Origin of the sequence: Pseudomonas sp. BF-RE-21, from assembly GCF_019947305.1 — a bacterium.
In the GTDB taxonomy this organism is placed as follows: domain Bacteria; phylum Pseudomonadota; class Gammaproteobacteria; order Pseudomonadales; family Pseudomonadaceae; genus Aquipseudomonas; species Aquipseudomonas migulae.
Genome location: NZ_JAGYGF010000003.1, coordinates 276547 through 295634, shown reverse-complemented (window position 1 = coordinate 295634; position 19088 = coordinate 276547). Strand labels below are relative to the sequence as shown.

At 59.5% G+C, this 19088-nt stretch carries 17 protein-coding genes and 1 pseudogene; 10 read left to right on the top strand and 8 right to left on the bottom strand.

From position 1 onward, the window contains the following. Nucleotides 1–195 precede the first annotated feature (195 nt). Nucleotides 196–1830 (bottom strand): methyl-accepting chemotaxis protein, encoded by a 1635-nt coding sequence (locus KGB25_RS04420; RefSeq protein ID WP_008043778.1) that lies wholly within the window; start codon nt 1828–1830, stop codon nt 196–198. 293 nt (nt 1831–2123) lie between these two features. On the opposite strand from KGB25_RS04420, the gene KGB25_RS04415 reads away from it, so the two are divergent. Together KGB25_RS04415 and KGB25_RS04410 are read left to right on the top strand one after the other, a co-directional pair. Beyond that, nucleotides 2124–2954: an undecaprenyl-diphosphate phosphatase gene (locus KGB25_RS04415; RefSeq protein WP_008043777.1), complete on the top strand. Its 831-nt coding sequence runs from the start codon at nt 2124–2126 to the stop codon at nt 2952–2954. Next, nucleotides 2951–3376: a DUF1294 domain-containing protein gene (locus KGB25_RS04410; protein WP_192227108.1), complete on the top strand. Its 426-nt coding sequence runs from the start codon at nt 2951–2953 to the stop codon at nt 3374–3376. Before KGB25_RS04415 ends, KGB25_RS04410 begins: the two co-directional genes overlap by 4 nt. Here the strand turns inward: KGB25_RS04410 and KGB25_RS04405 are convergent. Together KGB25_RS04405 and KGB25_RS04400 are read right to left on the bottom strand one after the other, a co-directional pair. Further along, the gene (locus tag KGB25_RS04405; RefSeq protein ID WP_008043775.1) at nt 3373–3732 is read right to left on the bottom strand and encodes an MmcQ/YjbR family DNA-binding protein; all 360 of its coding nucleotides are present in this window, start codon (nt 3730–3732) and stop codon (nt 3373–3375) included. The two genes, KGB25_RS04410 and KGB25_RS04405, sit on opposite strands and share 4 nt — an antisense overlap. Beyond that, entirely contained in the window at nt 3729–4637 is a 909-nt protein-coding gene (locus KGB25_RS04400) for a LysR substrate-binding domain-containing protein (protein WP_008029879.1), read from the bottom strand. The genes KGB25_RS04405 and KGB25_RS04400 overlap by 4 nt, the downstream gene beginning before the upstream one ends. A gap of 129 nt (nt 4638–4766) precedes the next feature. On the opposite strand from KGB25_RS04400, the gene KGB25_RS04395 reads away from it, so the two are divergent. Next, nucleotides 4767–5378: an FMN-dependent NADH-azoreductase gene (locus KGB25_RS04395; RefSeq protein ID WP_008043774.1), complete on the top strand. Its 612-nt coding sequence runs from the start codon at nt 4767–4769 to the stop codon at nt 5376–5378. A 257-nt stretch (nt 5379–5635) separates the two neighbouring features. After that, nucleotides 5636–6673, top strand: coding sequence for an alpha/beta hydrolase family protein (locus KGB25_RS04390; protein WP_008043773.1), 1038 nt, complete (start codon nt 5636–5638; stop codon nt 6671–6673). A 79-nt stretch (nt 6674–6752) separates the two neighbouring features. Here KGB25_RS04390 and KGB25_RS04385 read toward each other — a convergent pair whose 3' ends face one another. Together KGB25_RS04385 and KGB25_RS04380 are read right to left on the bottom strand one after the other, a co-directional pair. Then, nucleotides 6753–7940 carry an MFS transporter gene (locus tag KGB25_RS04385; protein ID WP_223434355.1) on the bottom strand — a complete coding sequence of 396 codons (1188 nt, stop codon included), beginning with the start codon at nt 7938–7940 and terminating at the stop codon, nt 6753–6755. 274 nt (nt 7941–8214) lie between these two features. Next, nucleotides 8215–9804, bottom strand: a complete 1590-nt coding sequence (locus KGB25_RS04380; protein ID WP_008026595.1) for an ABC-F family ATPase — start codon at nt 9802–9804, stop codon at nt 8215–8217. A 494-nt stretch (nt 9805–10298) separates the two neighbouring features. Between KGB25_RS04380 and lpxO the strand changes: the two genes are divergently transcribed. The 3 genes from lpxO (at nt 10299) to KGB25_RS04365 (ending at nt 12918) form a co-directional block, all read left to right on the top strand. Then, nucleotides 10299–11198 carry a lipid A hydroxylase LpxO gene (gene lpxO / locus KGB25_RS04375; protein WP_223434354.1) on the top strand — a complete coding sequence of 300 codons (900 nt, stop codon included), beginning with the start codon at nt 10299–10301 and terminating at the stop codon, nt 11196–11198. A 160-nt stretch (nt 11199–11358) separates the two neighbouring features. Then, nucleotides 11359–11715 carry a hypothetical protein gene (locus tag KGB25_RS04370; RefSeq protein ID WP_223434353.1) on the top strand — a complete coding sequence of 119 codons (357 nt, stop codon included), beginning with the start codon at nt 11359–11361 and terminating at the stop codon, nt 11713–11715. Between the two features lie 51 nt (nt 11716–11766). Then, nucleotides 11767–12918, top strand: a complete 1152-nt coding sequence (locus tag KGB25_RS04365) for a PQQ-dependent sugar dehydrogenase (RefSeq protein ID WP_223434352.1) — start codon at nt 11767–11769, stop codon at nt 12916–12918. Between the two features lie 134 nt (nt 12919–13052). Here the strand turns inward: KGB25_RS04365 and rimI are convergent, their stop codons facing one another. Next, entirely contained in the window at nt 13053–14153 is a 1101-nt protein-coding gene (gene rimI / locus KGB25_RS04360) for a ribosomal protein S18-alanine N-acetyltransferase (protein WP_223434351.1), read from the bottom strand. Nucleotides 14154–14245: 92 nt separating this feature from the next. On the opposite strand from rimI, the gene KGB25_RS04355 reads away from it, so the two are divergent. Then, on the top strand, nt 14246–15820 hold the full coding sequence (locus KGB25_RS04355; RefSeq protein WP_223434350.1) for a RimK family protein: 1575 nt from the start codon (nt 14246–14248) through the stop codon (nt 15818–15820). A 7-nt stretch (nt 15821–15827) separates the two neighbouring features. Continuing rightward, nucleotides 15828–16751: a magnesium transporter CorA family protein gene (locus KGB25_RS04350; protein WP_223434349.1), complete on the top strand. Its 924-nt coding sequence runs from the start codon at nt 15828–15830 to the stop codon at nt 16749–16751. A gap of 114 nt (nt 16752–16865) precedes the next feature. Here KGB25_RS04350 and KGB25_RS04345 read toward each other — a convergent pair whose 3' ends face one another. Next, nucleotides 16866–17201, bottom strand: a complete 336-nt coding sequence (locus KGB25_RS04345) for a DUF2834 domain-containing protein (RefSeq protein WP_207284372.1) — start codon at nt 17199–17201, stop codon at nt 16866–16868. Nucleotides 17202–17448: 247 nt separating this feature from the next. On the opposite strand from KGB25_RS04345, the pseudogene ilvA reads away from it, so the two are divergent. After that, a pseudogene (gene ilvA, locus KGB25_RS04340) lies at nt 17449–18465 on the top strand (threonine ammonia-lyase, biosynthetic); the annotation flags it as partial. A gap of 117 nt (nt 18466–18582) precedes the next feature. Here the strand turns inward: ilvA and eco are convergent. After that, nucleotides 18583–19065: a serine protease inhibitor ecotin gene (eco, locus tag KGB25_RS04335; protein ID WP_223434347.1), complete on the bottom strand. Its 483-nt coding sequence runs from the start codon at nt 19063–19065 to the stop codon at nt 18583–18585. Between the last annotated feature and the right edge of the window lie 23 nt (nt 19066–19088).

The following is a 19088-nucleotide window of genomic DNA, read 5'->3' as shown; positions in this document are numbered from 1 at the left end:
GGGGATTGTGGGTTCACCCCAAACCTGTAGGAGTCCGGCTTGCCGGCGATGGCGATTTCATGGGCGCCATCGCCAGCAAGCCGGCTCCTACGGATCGCGTGGGTGTTGGGGATTGTGGGTTCACCCCAAACCTGTAGGAGTCCGGCTTGCCGGCGATGGCGATTTCATGGGCGCTATCGCCTACAAGCCAGGCGCCTACACGCGGAATTGTTTGAGCAACCCGTTCAACTGCTCACTCAGTTCCTTGAGGTGGACGCTGGCCACGCTCGACTGTTCCGCCGCCAGCGCCGTGCTGTGGGACAAACCGGCTGCCTGGGTCACGTTCTGGTTGATGTCTTCGACCACATGGGCCTGTTGCAGGGTGGCGCTGGCAATGGAAGCGTTCAACCCGTTGAGGTTGCGCAGTGCCTGGCCAATGGCATTCAGGCTTGCACCGGCGAGGCCGGCCTGTTCGATGGTCAGTTGCGAGGCGCGGCTGCTGTCGCCGATGACCTTGACCGCCGCTTCGGAATGGCTTTGCAGGCGTTCGATCATTGCCTGGATCTCGGCGGTGGACTTCTGCGTGCGCTGGGCCAGCAGGCGCACCTCATCGGCCACGACGGCAAACCCGCGACCTTGCTCACCGGCACGGGCGGCTTCGATGGCCGCGTTAAGGGCCAGCAGGTTGGTTTGCTCGGCGATTGAGCGGATCACTTCCAGCACGCTGCCGATCTGAGTGCTTTCGGCGGCGAGGGTGCGGATGACTTCCACGGCCTGATCAATCGTTGAAGACAGCTTGTCGATTTGTTGCAGGCTGCTGTCGATGTTGACCTGGCCCTGCTGCGCCTGAGACTCGGCATCGCGCATCTCGCTGGCGGCGTGCTCGGCGTTCTTCGCCACGTCCTGCACGCCATAGGTCACTTCATTGATGGCCGTGGCCACTAGTTCCATCTGTTGCGATTGCTGCTGGCTGCGTTGCTGGGCCTGGACGGCGTCGTTGCCCAGCTCGCTGGACGACTGGCCCAGGGCGCTGGCGGACACCTGCAATTCGCTGATCACCAGTCTTAGCTTGGCGGTGAACGCATTGAAGTGGTGTGCCAACTGCGTGACTTCGTCCTGACCGTGGGTGTCGAGGCTGCGAGTCAGATCGCTCTCGCCGCTGGCAATGTTGGCCATGGCGTTCACGGTGTCCTGCAGCGGACGGACGATGCTGCGGGCAATCAGGATCACCAGCAGCGCCATGAAGGCGGCGATCACCAACCCGACCACTGTCGCTTTCCAGACCTGGCCCATGAACTCGGCTTGCATGTCATCTATATACACGCCCGAGCCGATCACCCAGCCCCACGGTTCGAAGAGTTTGACGTAGGAGGTTTTTGCGACCGGCTCGCTGGCGCCCGGTTTCGGCCAGCGATAGTCGATCGGGCCGGCGCCCTTGGCCTTGGCGAGGGCAACCATTTCATTGAACACCGCAAACCCGTCCGGGTCGCGGATCGCCGAGAGGTTCTGGCCATCGAGTTTGGGGTTGGCCGGGTGCATGATCATCACCGGCGTCAGGTCGTTGATCCAGAAGTAGTCGTTCTGGTCATAGCGCAGGCCGCGAACGGCGGTCAGCGCCTGTTTCTGCGCAGCTTCGCGGGTCAGCGTGCCGGCGGTTTCGAGCCCGTGGTAATAGGTCAGAATGCCGCTGGCCGTCTGCACGACGTGCTGGGTTTTCTGCGCCTTGGCGTGATACAGGTCCTCGTGAATCTGCTTGAGCATCAACACGCCCAACGTCAAAAGCATCATGACGGCCACGATCAAAATCAACCACAAACGCCGGCTGATCGACATATTGCGCAAGCTGTTCATAACGCTGTCACTCCTGTTTCTTTTTCTTGTAATAAACGACCGCCAGCATCCAACCACATTTTGCCGATCGGGCATATCCGACCCAAGTCCAATAACGTGGCAGCGTTATTCAGCCTTGTCTGATAGGATTTCGGCCCCGCACGGAAAAACCTGAATCCAAGTTGATTTTTCACGGAATTTTTACGGTTTCGTCTGGATTCTGTGCGCGTCTGGCTGCAGCTGCGCTGATCGCAGTCAATGTTTTGAAAAATATTAACGGGGCATGCCGTGGCGCATCGCTTCTTGGGGGATTGATGGATCTTTGGACCGCCTTTCAGGCATTGATACTTGGCGTTATAGAAGGGCTGACGGAGTTTTTGCCCATTTCCAGTACCGGACACCAGATCATCGTGGCCGACTTGCTCAATTTCGGTGGTGAACGGGCCATTGCCTTCAACATCATTATTCAACTGGGTGCGATTCTGGCGGTGGTGTGGGAGTTTCGTCGCAAGATTCTCGATGTGGTGACCGGTTTGCCAACGCAGCCCGGCGCCCGACGCTTTACCGCCAACCTGTTGATTGCCTTCATGCCGGCCGTGGTGTTGGGGGTGATTTTTTCCGACTTGATTCACCACTACCTGTTCAACCCGATTACGGTCGCGTCGGCGTTGGTGGTGGGCGGGATCATCATGTTGTGGGCTGAAAAGCGTCAGCATGAAGTGCATGCTGAAACGGTCGATGAAATCACCTGGCAAGATGCGCTTAAAGTCGGTTTCGCCCAGTGCTTGGCAATGATTCCCGGTACATCGCGTTCCGGCTCGACCATCATTGGCGGGTTGCTGTTTGGCCTGTCGCGCAAGACCGCTACCGAGTTCTCCTTCTTCCTGGCAATGCCGACCATGGTCGCTGCGGCGGTGTACTCGGGCTACAAATACCGCGACCTGTTCGTCCCGGCCGATTTCCCGGTGTTCGCCATCGGCTTCGTCACCGCGTTCATTTTCGCAATGATTGCGGTCCGGGGCTTGCTCAAGTTCATCGCCAGCCACAGCTACGCGGTGTTCGCCTGGTACCGTATTGCATTTGGCCTGGTCATTCTCGCCACCTGGCAGTTTGGCTGGGTTGACTGGACAGCGGTCAAGCCATGAATGACACCCGCGCACGCAACAATCCCGGGCGCCAGTCCGGGGGCGGAATCCAGAACCCACGGCTGAAACTGCTGGTGTTCGCGATGGTGTGTGCGCTGCCGTTGTTCGGCTCGATGTCGTTCTGGCTGCGAGGGGTTTCGCTGATTCCCCTGGCGGCCTATGGCATCGTCAGCGTGCTGGCGTTCTTCCTTTATTGGAGCGACAAGCGCAAGGCCCGGACCGATAGCTGGCGCACGCCGGAAAACGTGTTGCATGCGGTGGAACTCGCCGGCGGCTGGCCGGGCGCGTTGCTGGCCCAGCAGGTGTTTCGGCACAAGACCCGCAAAGTGTCGTTTCAGTTGCTGTTCTGGGTGATCGTGCTGCTGCATCAAGTGTTCTGGATCGATCAACTGTTCCTGGGCGCCAATCTGGCGCTGCTTTAAAGCAGCAGCCCGACCTGCGTGCGTTTGGGCAGTTTGCTCACCACCAGTTGATGGGAGCGTTGCAGCAGCCCTTGCAGTTCTTCGCTGCCCAGCGGGTAGGGCGTTTGCATGATGATCCACTGGGCCCGGGCCAGATACGGCGCCGGATGAATGCCCGGACGGTCGCAATGCCCCAGAAACAAGTCCTTGTCGACCTTGAACGCCAAAGAGTCGCCCCGCAGGTTCTGCAGGGCGAACATCTTGTTCCCGGCAATCGAAAACACCCGCACGCCACCCCACTTGTAATCTTCCCGCGCACCCGGCAGCGCGAGACAGAATTGCGCGACATCCTCTTCGCTCATACGCCCAGCCTTCATATCAGTCGGTCCCCACAGGCATTGAATGATTCGATCAAATGGTCGAGCCAGGCGCGAACGGCCGGCATCACCCCGCGCCGATGAGGGTAGACCGCTTGCAGCCAGCCGCCAGGCAAAGACCAGTCGGGCAGTAACTGCACCAGCGCGCCGCTTTCCAGTTCCTGCTCGCAATACATCATCGGCAGCATGGTAAAACCCTGTCCGGCGAGGGTGCAGGCCCTGCGCACGATAAAGTCATCGATGCCCAGTCGCGCTTCGAGGGCGAGTTCATGACTTTTACCCTGTTGGTCGAGCATGCGGATGTGCACCATACGGTCCGCTTCCAGAGCGCCGAGCACCGGCAAGCCCTTGAGGTCTTCGGGATGATTGATTGCTCGTCCATGAAGAAAACCCGGACTGGCCACCATCAGCATCTGCGCCTGACGCAGGCGCCGGGTCACCAGCAGAGGGTCTTCATCGCCCGGTTCGCGAACCCGCAACGCGACGTCGACGCCCTCGGTCACCAGATCGACCCGGCGATTTACAAGCATGACCTCCAGCTGGACATGAGGGTATTTCTCGAGGAATTTACTGATCACCGTTGGCAACATTTCGTGAGCCAGCCCGACGGGGGCGGACACCCGCAAGCGTCCGCGAGGTTCGCTGGACATGCTGGCCACGGCCTCATCGGCCATCTCGGCTTCCAGCAGCATGGCCTGACAGTGGCGTAAATAGCGCTCGCCCACAGCGGTTAGCTTGAGCTGCCGGGTGGTGCGTTGCAGCAGGCGCGCACCCAGGCGTTCTTCCAGTTCGGCGATGCGGCGCGACAACCGTGATTTGGGAATCCCCAGCAAACGCCCGGCTGCCGCGAAACCGCCGGCTTCGACCACTTTGGCGAAGTAGTAGAGGTCATTGAGGTCTTGCATGGTGTTAACTCGATTGTTCTATCAGTGAGACGAACTATCGCATTGTTGCAGTCTAATCAGCTATTGGTTTCGTCTGTAGGATTGTCTCCATCAGATCGCCTCGTGGCGGTCCTCACCTGGAGATCCCATATGAAACTGCTGCATATCGATTCGAGCATTCTTGGTGACAACTCGGCTTCCCGTCAGCTGAGCCGCGAAGTCGTCAGCGCCTGGCAAGCTGCCGAGCCGACCGCCGTCGTGACCTACCGCGACCTGGCCAGCGATGCCATCAGCCACTTCTCCGCCACGACCCTGGTCGCCGCCGGCACCTCCGCTGAACTGCGCAACGCCGCCCAGCAGCACGAAGCCGAACTGAGCGCCTCGACACTGGCCGAATTCCTCGCCGCCGATGCCGTCGTCATCGCAGCACCGATGTACAACTTCACCATCCCGACCCAACTCAAGGCCTGGATCGACCGCATCGCCGTTGCCGGCCAGACTTTCCGCTACACCGAAGCCGGCCCTGAAGGCCTGTGCGGTGGCAAGAAAGTCGTGATCGTGTCGACTGCCGGCGGTTTGCACGCAGGTCAGGCGAGTGGCGTTGCGCACGAAGAGTATTTGAAGTTGCTGTTCGGTTTCCTCGGCATCACCGACATTGAATTCGTCCGTGCCGAAGGCCTTGCGTACGGTGATGAAGTCCGCACCAAAGCCATGAGCGCTGCTCGTACTCAGATCAGCGAGCAACTGTTCGCCGCCGCGTAAGGCTTGCGTAAAGTTGTAAATCAGCTCGGGCAACACCCCAAAAAACTCTGTATTCTGATCCCGCAAGGTCAGATACGGAGTTTTTTGTTTCTGATCATTGCGTAATCTTTCATGTTGTGGCCCAGGTTATGCAGTCGAGGGTTTAACGTCCCCGTTCTGTAACGACCTTGGTGGCCGCAATTGCTGGTACAAGGCCGCTTCCTCGGTAATCGATGGAGAACGGGCTTCCCGGTCAAGTAACAAAGGTGGGGCATCCCATGGTGCGTCTTTGGGCAACGTTACTGATTTGCCTGCTCAGCAGCCTGAATTCAGTGCACGCCGCGCCTGCGCCACATCCTCACTGGAGCGTCGGTTTCCATGAGATGAGTTTTCTCGACCCACTGGACCTGCAACCGATGCGCGCCATCGCGTTCTATCCCTCCAGCGACCGTGAACACTCCAGTAAACTCGAGGGCTACACGGTCGAAGCGGGCGAAGACACCCGCGTCGCCATTGGCCGCTTCCCGATGCTGATGCTGTCCCACGGCAACACCGGAACCCCGCTGGCCCTGCACGACCTCGCCACATCGCTGGCGCGTAAGGGTTTTGTGGTAGTGGCGGTGATTCATCCCGGCGACAACTCGAAAGACCACAGCCGCCTCGGCACCTTGAGCAACCTGTATGGGCGGCCGATCCAGATTTCCGAAGCCATTACTGCGACCCTGGGCGACCGTATGCTCGCGCCGTTCGTCAATGCCGATCAGGTGGGGGTTATCGGTTATTCGGCCGGTGGGGAGACGGCGCTGATTCTGTCGGGGGCGACGCCGGATCTGGATCGTCTGCGTCGCTATTGCCAGGAACGTCCGGACGACCACGATGCCTGCAACACCCAGGGTGAACTGATTGTCGACCGTGATGACCTGCAACCGGTGGCGGATCCACGGGTGCACGCGCTGCTGCTGATGGCGCCGTTGAGCCTGAAATTCGGTCGCCATACGCTGGCCGACGTGCATGTACCGGTGCTGTTATATAGTGGTGACGGCGACAAACTGGTGGCCTTCGACAAAAACGCCGCCGCGCTGGCGCGCAAACTGCCGACCGCACCGGACTTCAAGCTACTGGCGGGGGCAGGGCACTTCGTATTCATGGCCCCGTGCAACGAAGAACAGATCAAGGCGATGCCGGCGCTGTGCACCGATGCCGACGGCGTCGACCGCGAGGACATCCACCGCAACATGATCTCCGAAGCGGGGCGCTTCTTCTCCCACGCACTGGGCAAACCGACCCGCGCCGGCATGCAAACCGCCGATCAATAGGACCCACACACCACTGTAGGAGCCGGCTTGCCGGCGATGGCGCCCATGAAATCGCCATCGCCAGCAAGGTTTGCGTTGATCAGGCTGTGGCGCGGCGTTTCAGTAGCAGGGTCAGGGCCAGGCCGGTGATCGACAACATTGCCGCACTGAAGAAAATCCACGAGTACCCCATGTTCAACGCCACCGCGCCCATCAGCGGTCCGGCAATCGCCAGCGCCAGATCGAAAAACACCGCGTAAGCACTCAAACCCGCGCCGCGACTGGAGTTGGGCACCTGTTTAATGGCTTCTACCCCCAGCGCCGGGTACACCAGCGACAGGCCAAACCCGGCCAGACCCGCGCCAATCAGGGCGAAACCGGTCGACGGCGCGAGCCACAGCAGCACCAGGCCCACTGTTTCAATGCTCATGCAGACAATCGCCGAGGTGAATCCACCAAAACGACTGATGCTGGAAATGAACAGCAGTCGCGCCAGAATGAAGCAGACGCCAAACACCGTCAGGCAGTACGCGGCGCCGGTCCAGCCGCGGTTGACGTAATACAGGGTAATAAAGGTGGTCAACGTGCCGTAGCCGATTGACGCCAGGCTCAAACTCGCGCCGAACGGTGCAATGCGCCCGAACACCGCCCAGAACGGCAGGCGCTCACCGCGAACCACTGGCACCGAAGGTTTATTGCGGATCAGCAGCAGCGCCAACGCGGCCAGCAATGACAGCGCGATGCCCAGGCTGGCAAAACCATACGCGGCCACCATCACGACGCCCAATGGCGCACCGATCGCGATGGCGCCGTAGGACGCGATGCCATTCCACGAGATCGAGCGCGCGGTGTGTTCCGCGCCGACCTGGCCCATGCACCAACTGATGGTGCCGACACCAATCAAGCCCTGCGCGATGCCCAGCAACAAACGGCCGGCGATCAGGATCAACAGGCTCGTCAGCGGAAAGCTTTGCAGCAGCGTCGACAGCAAGGTCAGCGCGCCGCTCAAGACAATTCCCACCAACCCGTAAACAATCGATCGTTTCGTGCCGATGCTGTCCGACATGCGCCCGGCCATCGGGCGGCTGAGCAGGGTGGCGAGGTATTGCGAACCGATGGTCAGCCCTGCGACGACGGCGCTGAACCCGAGTTGTTCGTGGACATAACCTGGCAACACCGCAATCGGCAGGCCGATGCAGAGGAAGGCAATAAAGGTATAGAAAACGATGGAGACGATCTGCAGGGTGATCGCCATGGAGCTTTGCGGTGGCAGTTGCTGCGCAGACATGAGGGCTCGTTCGCGGGCGGCGGTGGGAGAACTGCATCATGGCGCGGGTGTGAGATAAAAGAAAGCAGGCTAACTATATTCGTTGAGCCCGAGGGCCTCTTCGCGGGCAAGCCTCGCTCCTACAGGATCGATGTCGCCACAACATTTTGGCACGACGCAAATCCTGTAGGAGCGAGGCTTGCCCGCGAAGAGGTCCTGAGCACCAGCGAATCACTGCCCCTGAAATGCAAAAAGCCCCGTCACATGGACAGGGCTCTTCATTTATAGCGAACGCTTAGAACACAACGCCCTGACTACGCAGGTAGTCATCGTAGGTACCGCTGAAGTCGATCACGCCGCTAGGGCTCAACTCGATGATGCGGGTGGCCAGCGACGATACGAACTCACGGTCGTGGCTGACGAAGATCAGCGTGCCCGGATAGTTCTCCAGCGCCAGGTTCAGCGCCTCGATGGATTCCATGTCCAAGTGGTTGGTCGGTTCGTCCATGATCAGCACGTTCGGTTTTTGCAGGATCAGCTTGCCGAACAGCATGCGACCTTGCTCACCACCGGAGATGACCTTGACCGACTTCAGAATCTCGTCGTTGGAGAACAGCATGCGGCCGAGGGTGCCGCGAACCAGTTGCTCGCCGCCCTGGGTCCACTGGCCCATCCAGTCGAACAGGTTGCAGTCGTCTTCGAAGTCGTGCGCGTGGTCCTGGGCGTAGTAGCCCAGTTCCGCGGCGTCGGTCCACTTCACGGTACCGGCATCCGGGGTCAATTCGTTGACCAGGGTGCGCAGCAGGGTGGTTTTACCGATACCGTTCGGGCCGATGATCGCAACGCGCTCGCCAGCTTCAACCTGGAAGCTGAAGTCCTTGAACAGTGTCTTGCCGTCGAAGCCTTTGGCCATGCCCTCGACGATGACCGCTTGACGGTGCAGCTTCTTGGTTTGTTCGAAGCGGATGAACGGGCTCACACGGCTCGAAGGCTTGACCTCGGCCAGCTGGATCTTGTCGATCGCCTTGGCGCGGGAAGTGGCCTGCTTGGCTTTCGAGGCGTTGGCCGAGAAGCGGCTGACGAACGATTGCAGCTCGGAAATCTGTGCTTTCTTCTTGGCGTTGTCCGACAGCAGTTGCTCGCGGGACTGGGTCGCCACGGTCATGTACTCGTCGTAGTTGCCCGGGAACAGGCGCAGCTCGCCGTAATCCAGGTCAGCCATGTGGGTGCACACGCTGTTCAGGAAGTGACGGTCGTGAGAGATGATGATCATCAGGCTGGAGCGCTGGGTCAGCACGTTTTCCAGCCAGCGGATGGTGTTGATGTCCAGGTGGTTGGTCGGTTCGTCGAGCAACAGCACTTCAGGATCGGAGAACAGCGCCTGCGCCAGCAATACACGGAGTTTCCAGCCTGGGGAAACCTCGCTCATCGGGCCAAAGTGCTGCTCGATGCCGATACCCAGGCCCAGCAACAGTTCGCCGGCGCGGGATTCGGCGGTGTAGCCGTCCATTTCGGCGAACTCGGTTTCCAGCTCGGCCACGGCCATGCCGTCTTCTTCGGTCATTTCCGGCAGCGAGTAGATGCGGTCGCGCTCGGCTTTAACCTTCCACAGTTCTTCGTGACCCATGATCACGGTGTCGATCACGGTGAATTCTTCGTAGGCGAACTGGTCCTGGCGCAATTTACCCAGACGCACGTTCGGCTCGAGCATGACCTGACCGCCGGAAGGCTCGAGGTCGCCACCGAGGATTTTCATGAAAGTCGACTTGCCGCAGCCGTTGGCGCCGATCAAGCCGTAGCGGTTGCCCGCGCCGAATTTGACCGAAACGTTTTCGAATAGCGGCTTGGCGCCGAACTGCATCGTGATGTTAGCTGTAGAGATCAAAGGTTTTTCCTGCGAAGCATTCAGAGTAGCTAGGGTTGCGGCAGTACCGATTCAGTACCCGTTTCCGGTATTCAAACCACGGGAAATACATCCCGATCAGAAGCGGAAGGTCCATCTGGCAATAAGTGGACAGCAGCAGTTGGAGCGCTTGGCCCGAGTCGAAGTGCGCTGAGACGGGGTTCATTCCCGTCATCAACCAAGGGGGGCGCGTAATGTTTGGCGGCGATTGTACTGGTCTGGCTCTTTAAACGATAGGGCGTTGAGGCCGCACCGGTGCTTTGGCGGTATAAGTGGACAGATTTTCACAGTTGAACGCTAACTATTTGTTACAACTCGTGGCTAAAATGCCATCTTTCAACCGGATGCCGACCGCCGGCATGCTCAAGGACGCGCCTCAGGGACGCTGTTTCGTATTCAGACGCTGCACAAGACCCTTGGGCCGTCGGGCCTGTCAGGGGACGCAGTTTGTTCACTTCTGACGTGTGACGATTTCCGTGAAACTCATCATTGCCGCTATTTATGTTCTATCGATTGCGTACGTCCACCTGCGCGGTCGGGTGCGCCACAAGCTGGGCCGCCAACTGAGCGATCACTCGACGTTTCTCGCGCCGATCAATTGCTTCCTGTACCTGTTCTCGAAAATTCCCAACAAACCGTATCTCGATCCGGCCGACTTCCCTGACCTGAGCCCGTTGCAGACCCATTGGGAAGAAATCCGCGCCGAAGGTCAGAACCTGCTCAAGGCGGGTGAGATCAAGCGCTCGAACCAGTACGACGACGTCGGCTTCAACTCGTTCTTCAAAACCGGCTGGAAGCGCTTCTACTTGAAGTGGTACGGCGACAGTCATCCTTCGGCAATGAAGCTTTGCCCGCGTACCACCGAACTGGTGCAGAGCATCGGTTCGATCAAGGCGGCGATGTTCGCCGAACTGCCGCCCGGTTCGAAACTGGTGCGTCACCGCGACCCGTATGCCGGTTCCTACCGTTATCACCTGGGCCTGGAGACGCCGAACGACACCGGTTGCTACATCAACGTCGATGGCGAGAACTATCACTGGCGTGACGGTGAAGCGGTGATGTTCGACGAAACCTTCATTCATTACGCCGAAAACACTACGCAGCAGAACCGCATCATTCTGTTCTGCGACATCGAGCGCCCCATGAAGTATCGCTGGGCAGCGGCGTTCAATGGCTGGTTCAGCCGCAACGTGATGTCAGCGGCGGGCGCACCGAACGAAGCGGGCGACAAGACGGGTGGCATCAATCGACTGTTCACCAGGATCTACAAGATTCGCCTGCGCGGCAAAGCGTTGAAGAAGCGCAACCGCACACTCTATTACCTGGAAAAGTGGGCGATTTTTGCCGGGTTGCTGGCGATTTTTGTCTGGATCTGATTGACGCGTCGCGGCTGCCCATGGCCCGGCGCAAAGTTTTCAGCGGCGTACCAGCCAGTCCTGGCAGGGGATCAACTTCGTGTTACATGGTTTTGGTTAACAAATCCGAACCCTCGGCGTAGCGTGCTATCGAAGGCTGTATCACCTGGAGGGGCTGGTCATGAACCGATTAGCGTTTGGCATCATCACGATGGCATTGACGGGCGTGCTGAACCAACTGGCCCAGGCCGACACCCGGTTACCCGCATTCCCGATGCTGTTGGCCCAGAGCCCGACGGGCGCCGCCAGCAATCCTTACAACAGCCCGATTCGCCGGGCCAACCCCAATAGCATGCAAGGCACACAACCCAGTGCGCCGGCCATCCGCGGGCCGAACACGGTTCCCGTTCCGCGGCCACCGACGCTGGACAACGGCGGCATTGGCAACCGCTATCCCCAGGATCGATCGGCGCCTGTCAGCCCACCGAAATTCATCCCCAATCCGCCCCATCGAGACGCAGGCACCAGCAACCGTTGAGCAGCAGGACGCACGTCTTGCCAGCCATTCAGACGACAAAAGGAATCGTGCATGTTGCGTAAAACCCTCCTGGCCACCGTGTTTGCCAGCGCCCTGATCAGCGCCGCCGCACCGGTTTTCGCGGCGTCCGTGCAAGCGCTGAAAAGTGAACAGGGCACCCTTGAGGTCACGGCCATCGCCAAGGGGCTGGATCATCCGTGGGCCTTGGCGTTTCTGCCGGATAGGCAAGGGATGCTGGTGACCGAACGGCCCGGCAACCTGCGCGTGGTCAGCGTCGACGGCAAACTTTCGGCACCGCTCAGTGGCGTGCCGAAGGTCTGGGCCAAAGGGCAGGGTGGTCTGCTCGATGTGGTGCTGTCGCCCGATTTCAAACAGGACCGCACGGTCTATCTGTCTTACGCAGAGGGAGGCGGTGAGGGGAACAAGGCCGGTACGGCGGTCGGTCGCGGGCAACTGTCGCAAGACCTGACGACGATCAGGAATTTCAAAGTGATCTTCCGTCAGGAGCCCAAACTCTCGGTCGGCAATCACTTTGGTTCGCGACTGGTGTTCGACCGTGACGGCTACCTGTTCATCACCCTCGGCGAGAACAATGACCGGCCAACCGCGCAGGATCTGGACAAGCTGCAAGGCAAGGTCGTGCGGATCTACCCGGACGGCACGGTGCCCGACGACAACCCCTTTGTCGGCCAGGCGGGTGTACGTCCGGAAATCTGGTCGTATGGCCAGCGCAATCCACAAGGCGCGGCGCTCAATCCCTGGACCGGCGTGCTCTGGGAAAACGAACACGGCCCGCGCGGCGGTGACGAGATCAACATCATCGAACGTGGCAAGAATTACGGCTGGCCGCTGGCGACCCATGGCATCAACTACTCCGGTCAACCGATCCCGGAAGCTACGGGCAAGACCGCCGTAGGCACTGTTGCACCGCGCCACGTCTGGGAAAAGTCTCCCGGCCTGAGCGGCATGGCGTTTTACGACGCTGACCGCTTCAAGGCGTGGCAGCACAACGTGTTCATCGGTGCGCTGGTCAGTCAGGAGTTGATACGCCTGCAGTTGGACGGCGACCGGGTGGTTCACGAAGAGCGCTTGATGGGCGAGCTGAACAAACGCATCCGCGACGTGCGGCAGGGGCCGGACGGGTATTTGTATGTGCTCACCGATGAGGATGATGGCGTGTTGTACAAGGTCGGGCTGAAATAAACACAATTCCTGTAGCCGCTGGCGAAAACTTGTGGGAGCGAGCCTGCTCGCGATAGCGGACTTATGGCCAACATCTATGTTGATTGGTAAGGCCCCATCGCGAGCAGGCTCGCTCCCACAGGTTCCGTCAACTGCTACAGGGAGCGGCGATAAAGAATCACCGCCGCCCGCAACTTGCCGCGCCCGAAACTGCACATCTTCTCGAACTCCCCATGGCTGACCGGCAAATGCTGGCAATCCATGGGCTGACGATGCTGGCTATGGTCGACATCCGGGTCGTGCAGGTACACAAATTCCTCATCGCAATCGGTGACGATCACCCAGTGCGGCGACTTGGAGCGGGTCAGCCGGTAACTGCTGATCAGCACCAGCGGCTGTCCGCCGTCGTTCAGTAACCGTGGCAGGTCCAGCGGACCACCGAGCACCTGTTCGACGTCGGTCGTTCCCAATTGAGCCATGAACTCCTCGTGCACCAGGCGCATGACGTCTTTTTTATGCTCATCGCGCACGCCATCGAGAAACAACGGCCCGGCCATGCTCACTTGCAGGCGCACACGAAACCCGCGTCGCGCCGCCGCCAATGCCAGGCCTTGAGGGCTGCACCCGCCGTGGCCAGAGGTCATGAACACGGTGGTCGCTTCGCGCCAGATCTGCAGTTCTTCGCGGCGCTCCAGCATGCGACCGGCTTGCAGTGCGCCCATGGCCATCAACAGGCACGCGGGGCCGCAGGTGAAATCGGTGGTCTGGGCGTACCAAGGCACGTTGATGTTGCGCGAGTCACGGTGCTGAAGGATGCGTTTTTCCAGGCGCAGCGCATCGGCATGGTCCTGGTAATAATCATGGATCAGCGCGAAGCGCCGGTAACCGTTGCGCTCATACAGGGCGATGGCGGCGGGGTTGTCGATGCGCACTTCCAGCCGCAGGTACGCGCAGTCGTGTTCCAGGGCGCAGGCCTCGATGCGTTCCAGCAATTGCTTGCCGAGCCCACTGCCGCGAGCCTGTTCGGCGATGGCAATCGAGTAGAGCCGCGCCAGCGATGTGCCCCGGTGAAACAACACCACCGCGTAACCCAGCAATTGCTCGCCACGCTGGGCCACCAGCAGTCGTCCGTGAGCGCGGGTGATCATCCATTGAAAGCTGCGGCTGGTGAGCCGGTCCGTGGTGAAACATTGCTGTTCAAGTGCCAGCAATGCAGGTAAGTCTTCAACTACCGCCAAGCGAAAGACAGGATTCATATGACCGCCGTAAAAGTTGCGTAACGAAACGGGACTTTCGAAAAAGTTCGTGCTTAATAGGAAAGGTCTTGTTCTCCAACGGATCAATCACTATGTCAGCGGTACAGGGTCATTGGCGCGAAGTATCCGAGCAAAGTTTGCCGGCAGCAACTTATTTAAATGACACGGTTAGAACTTCAAGTCAGTTGATTATCATCGTCGAACGCAAGGAAGACTGGGCGTCCTACTTTCCCAGCGAAGACATCGTCACGGCTCAGGAATACCTCGAGCAGACCCGCGACAACGAGCAGGGCAAACGGGTCCAGGTGATCAACCTGTGTCGCAGTTACAAGTACCTGGGGCACGGTTATTACTGCTCGCTGCTGGCCGAGGCGCGGGGGCACAAGGTTATTCCATCGGTGCGCACCATCAGCGAACTGACGCGCAAAGCCCTGTACGGCCTAGCGCTGGATGACCTGGATAAAACCCTGGAAAAAGCCCTCAGTCATCACCTTTACAGTGATACCGAAGGTTTTACCCTGACCCTGTATTTTGGCAAGACACATATAGAACCGTTGCAGGACTTGGCGCGACAGTTGTTTGAAGTGTTTCCGTGTCCGATATTGTTAGTTGAGTTTCGCCGAACTAACGGCTGGCACATCGAAGGAATAAAGTCTGGCGCCTTGCACAAGTTGCGCGAAGATCAGGAAGATCAGTTCGCCCACTCACTCGACACGTTCAGTCGCAAGATCTGGCGAGTGCCACGGTCGCGACGCCTGGCCCGTTATGACCTGGCGATCCTGCACGATCCGCAGGAAGCGTTGCCGCCGTCCAATCCCAAGGCGCTGGAAAATTTCGTACGTGTCGGCAAGACCTTGGGCATTGACGTGGAGCTGATCGAGCGCAAGGACTACGCACGCATCGCCGAATACGACGGGCTGTTGATCCGCGAGACCACAAGCGTCGACAACCACACCTACCGTTTCGCGAAAAAAGCCGAGAGCGAAGGGTTGGTGGTGATGGATGACCCGGCCTCGATCCTGCGCTGCACCAACAAGGTCTACCTGACCGACCTGCTCAATAGCCATCAATTGGGCATGCCCGCCACCGAAATCCTCTACAAGGAACGACCGGAAGATTTCGAACGGGTCGGCGAGCGCCTGGGCTTTCCGCTGGTGTTGAAGATTCCCGACGGTTGTTTCTCCCGTGGCGTGATCAAGGTCGAAAGCCAGCAAGCCTTGCTCGAAGCGACCGCCGAACTGTTCGAACACTCGGTGCTGTTGCTGGCTCAGGAGTTTTTCTACACCGAGTACGACTGGCGCATAGGCGTGCTCAACCGCAAACCGATTTTTGCCTGCCAGTACTTCATGTCCAAGGGCCATTGGCAGATCTACAACCACAAGGCCAAGGGGCAGGACATCAACGGCGAGTGCCGTACCCTGGCGGTTCACGAAGCACCGCGTGCGGTGGTGGAACTGGCGGTGAAAACCGCGAACCTCATCGGCGACGGCCTCTACGGCGTCGACCTCAAACAGTCCGGCGACAAGGTGGTAGTCATCGAGGTCAACGACAACCCGAACATGGATGCCGGCATCGAAGACGCGTATCTGCAGGACGATTTGTACTCGTTGGTGCTGGAAGAATTCGTCCGCCGACTGGAACTCAAACGCCGCGGCCAGGCCTGGTGAGCGGCCGATGATCAAGAGCTTTCAACTGACCCACGGCGTGCTGCATGCGGTCGAACGGCTGGACGCCGAAGTGATGCTGTTCAGCAACCCCGATGCGGCCGAGCGCGATTTGCTGCACAGCCATTTCAAACTCGATGAACACGCCCTGGCGTCGGCGCTGGACCCGGACGAGGTGTCGCGCATCGAGTTTCACCCCGACAACCTGTTCCTGATCTGGAAGCGCCCGGAGAACTACTCCGGCGCCGGAAGCCTGGCCTTTGAGGTGTCGTCCTGCGGCTTGCTGTTTTCTACCCAGCGTTTGCTGGTGATCGCCACCGACGATTCGCCGCTGCATGGGCTCGGCACCCGGCAGAAACTGAACACGCCGTTGGATGTGTTGCTGGATCTGCTGTTCAACAACATCCATCACTACCTGGGCCACCTCAAGGTGATCAAGCTGGTTGCGCGGGAGTTGCAGCAGAAATTCAACGCGTCGATGCAGAACCAGCACCTGATTCAGATGTTCAACCTCAGCGAAAGCCTGATCTATTACATCAATGCGATACACAGCAACGGCGCGGTCCTGACCCGGCTGCGCAACCACGCGGAAAAGGAGCACTTCGGCGCCGAGGCCATCGGCCTGATCGACGACCTGATCATTGAAAACAACCAGTGCTACAAACAGGCGGAAATCTATTCCACGGTGTTCTCCGGGCTGATCGACGCCCGGGGCAACTTGATGAACAACAGCATGAACAACTTGCTGCGCAAACTGACGCTGATCAACGTGGTGTTTCTGCCGCTGAACCTGATTGCGAGCATCGGCGGCATGTCCGAGTTCAGCATGATGACGGCGGGGACGCCGTGGTGGGTGTCGTATCCATTGTTTTTGACGGCGATGATGTTAGGGGCGGGAGTGATGGTGTTGGGGCTCAGGTGGTTGGCCAAATGATGTGGTGAATGTCAGGCCGCCATCGCCGGCAAGCCGGCTCCTACAGCGGCGCGCACAACTTGTAGGAGCCGGCTTGCCGGCGATGGCGGCCTCAATAACACCAAACACTTCGGATCAGACTTCTTGCGCGGCACCCACAGACCTCTTCCGATCCTGCAACCCGCGAACCACCAGATACAACAACGGCCCAATCGACACAAAAACCGCCGTAATCACCAGATAAGGCACCACCGACCACCCCGACTGCCCACGCTTGCGCGCATCGCTGTACATCCACACCCCGGCCAGCGTCGCCAGCAGGTAAAGATCAATCACCACCTGCGCCGTATCAGGTCGCGACATCAGGCTGATGCCGAATTCGATCAACGATTGTTCCGCCTGGAGCATCACCGCAACGGTGTAGCCAGCGAAGGCGAGCAGGGCAATCAGGGGCAGGGCGATGGACTTCATGGTTTCCTTCCTTGGACGATGAGCAGAACAGCGAGCCTACACAGGCCGGGAAAATTTGGCCATTGACTTGCCTGCCATGCCCGGCTAATTTCCAGCCATGACTTCCACCGTATTGCGCTGCCAGCCAAGCATTATTACCGCCATTCCTTATTTGGCGGGCTAGCTCACGACTGCAGCACCCAACCCGCCCTAGAGGCGGGTTTTTACTTTCTGTCTCTTGGGTTCTGATCAACGTCAGGAGACGACCATGACCAGCACACCCGCCCAGCAGACCTTGCTTGAGCATTACGTCAAAAAGATCCTCGCCGCGCCGGTGTACGAACTGGCGGTACGTACGCCGTTGCAAGCAGCGCCGGCGCTGTCCGAAGCCCTCGGCAACCAGATCCTGCTGAAACGCGAAGACTTGCAGCCAACCTTTTCCTTCAAGATCCGTGGCGCCTACAACAAGTTGGTACAGCTCAGCGATGAGCAGAAGGCGCGCGGCGTGATCACCGCCTCGGCAGGCAACCATGCCCAAGGCGTGGCGCTGGCGGCGCGTGAATTGGGGATTGCCGCGACCATCGTCATGCCCGCCACCACACCGGAATTGAAGGTGCTCGGAGTGCGCAGCCGCGGTGCCGATGCCGTGTTGCACGGGGAGAGTTTTCCATTTGCCCTGGCGTACGCCTTGAACCTGGCAGAACAAACCGGCCGCACCTTCGTTTCGCCCTTCGACGACCCGGACGTGATCGCGGGGCAGGGCACCGTCGCCATGGAAATCCTCCGTCAGCACCAAGGAGCGCTCGACGCGATCTTCGTGCCGGTGGGCGGTGGCGGCCTGATCGCGGGCATCGCCGCGTACGTCAAATACCTGCGGCCTGAAGTCCGCATCATTGGCGTCGAGTCGGAACATTCCGCATGCCTGCGCGCCGCCTTACAGGCAGACGAGCGTGTTGTCCTGCCCAACGTCGGCACATTCGCCGATGGCGTCGCTGTCGCGCAGATCGGCGCTTATGGTTTCGAGGTCTGCCGGTTTTGCGTGGATGAGGTGCTGACCGTCAGCAATGACGAACTCTGCGCGGCGATCAAGAACATCTACGACGATACCCGCTCGATCACCGAACCTTCCGGTGCGTTGGCCGTGGCGGGAATCAAGAAGTACGTGGCGCAGACTGGCGTGCGTGGTCAGACGCTGGTGGCCATCGACTCCGGCGCCAACATCAACTTCGACAGCTTGCGCCACGTCGCCGAGCGCGCCGCGCTGGGCGCCAATCGATCACCCGTTCCCCCCTGTGGGAGCGAGCCTGCTCGCGATGACGGTTGTACATTCAACACATCTGGTGGCTGAAAGTCCGCTATCGCGAGCAAGCTTGCTCCTACAGGTTTTGCATTTGGACGGGGATTATTCCTGAACAGCTTTTTCGACCGTGCTCGACGCCGTCCAGATCCGATAGCGCACTTCAACGTCCTTGGGCACATACAGCACGATCGGCAGCTTGCTGTTGTAACGCAACCTGAAGCCGTCACCGACTACCGGGACGAAGTCCTGTTTGCTTTTGCCATCCGGGCAGGCCATCAGCGTGCTCATCGGGCCGATCACTTTTTCCAGGCGGTAGAACGGGTAGCCCCAGCCTTCGAGGTTTTTCTCCTCGAGCATGCCGCCCAGGCGTTGGCGATTGCAGTCAACGGTCAAGGTCTTGCCGGCGAGAATTTCGACCTGGTAGTTGTCTTCACCGGCTTGCGGGGCGAGGTGAATGACCTGGCGGGTGAAGCCGTTTTCGGCTTTGGGAAACGGTGCAACGTCTTCGAGTTTGGCTGCGTGAACAACGGTCGATAGCCCGGCAACAATCAGGCCGACGGTAGTGATTCGGGTCAATGAACCCATGATGCCTCCTTGCGTGTGAGTAG

Excerpts from the sequence above, each read along its gene's own strand:
- KGB25_RS04420 (WP_008043778.1), bottom strand. The coding sequence starts at position 1,830 with ATGAACAGCTTGCGCAATATGTCGATCAGCCGGCGTTTGTGGTTGATT.
- KGB25_RS04415 (WP_008043777.1), top strand. The coding sequence starts at position 2,124 with ATGGATCTTTGGACCGCCTTTCAGGCATTGATACTTGGCGTTATAGAA.
- KGB25_RS04410 (WP_192227108.1), top strand. The coding sequence starts at position 2,951 with ATGAATGACACCCGCGCACGCAACAATCCCGGGCGCCAGTCCGGGGGC.
- KGB25_RS04405 (WP_008043775.1), bottom strand. The coding sequence starts at position 3,732 with ATGAAGGCTGGGCGTATGAGCGAAGAGGATGTCGCGCAATTCTGTCTC.
- KGB25_RS04400 (WP_008029879.1), bottom strand. The coding sequence starts at position 4,637 with ATGCAAGACCTCAATGACCTCTACTACTTCGCCAAAGTGGTCGAAGCC.
- KGB25_RS04395 (WP_008043774.1), top strand. The coding sequence starts at position 4,767 with ATGAAACTGCTGCATATCGATTCGAGCATTCTTGGTGACAACTCGGCT.
- KGB25_RS04390 (WP_008043773.1), top strand. The coding sequence starts at position 5,636 with ATGGTGCGTCTTTGGGCAACGTTACTGATTTGCCTGCTCAGCAGCCTG.
- KGB25_RS04385 (WP_223434355.1), bottom strand. The coding sequence starts at position 7,940 with ATGTCTGCGCAGCAACTGCCACCGCAAAGCTCCATGGCGATCACCCTG.
- KGB25_RS04370 (WP_223434353.1), top strand. The coding sequence starts at position 11,359 with ATGAACCGATTAGCGTTTGGCATCATCACGATGGCATTGACGGGCGTG.
- KGB25_RS04365 (WP_223434352.1), top strand. The coding sequence starts at position 11,767 with ATGTTGCGTAAAACCCTCCTGGCCACCGTGTTTGCCAGCGCCCTGATC.
- rimI (WP_223434351.1), bottom strand. The coding sequence starts at position 14,153 with ATGAATCCTGTCTTTCGCTTGGCGGTAGTTGAAGACTTACCTGCATTG.
- KGB25_RS04355 (WP_223434350.1), top strand. The coding sequence starts at position 14,246 with ATGTCAGCGGTACAGGGTCATTGGCGCGAAGTATCCGAGCAAAGTTTG.
- KGB25_RS04350 (WP_223434349.1), top strand. The coding sequence starts at position 15,828 with ATGATCAAGAGCTTTCAACTGACCCACGGCGTGCTGCATGCGGTCGAA.
- KGB25_RS04345 (WP_207284372.1), bottom strand. The coding sequence starts at position 17,201 with ATGAAGTCCATCGCCCTGCCCCTGATTGCCCTGCTCGCCTTCGCTGGC.
- eco (WP_223434347.1), bottom strand. The coding sequence starts at position 19,065 with ATGGGTTCATTGACCCGAATCACTACCGTCGGCCTGATTGTTGCCGGG.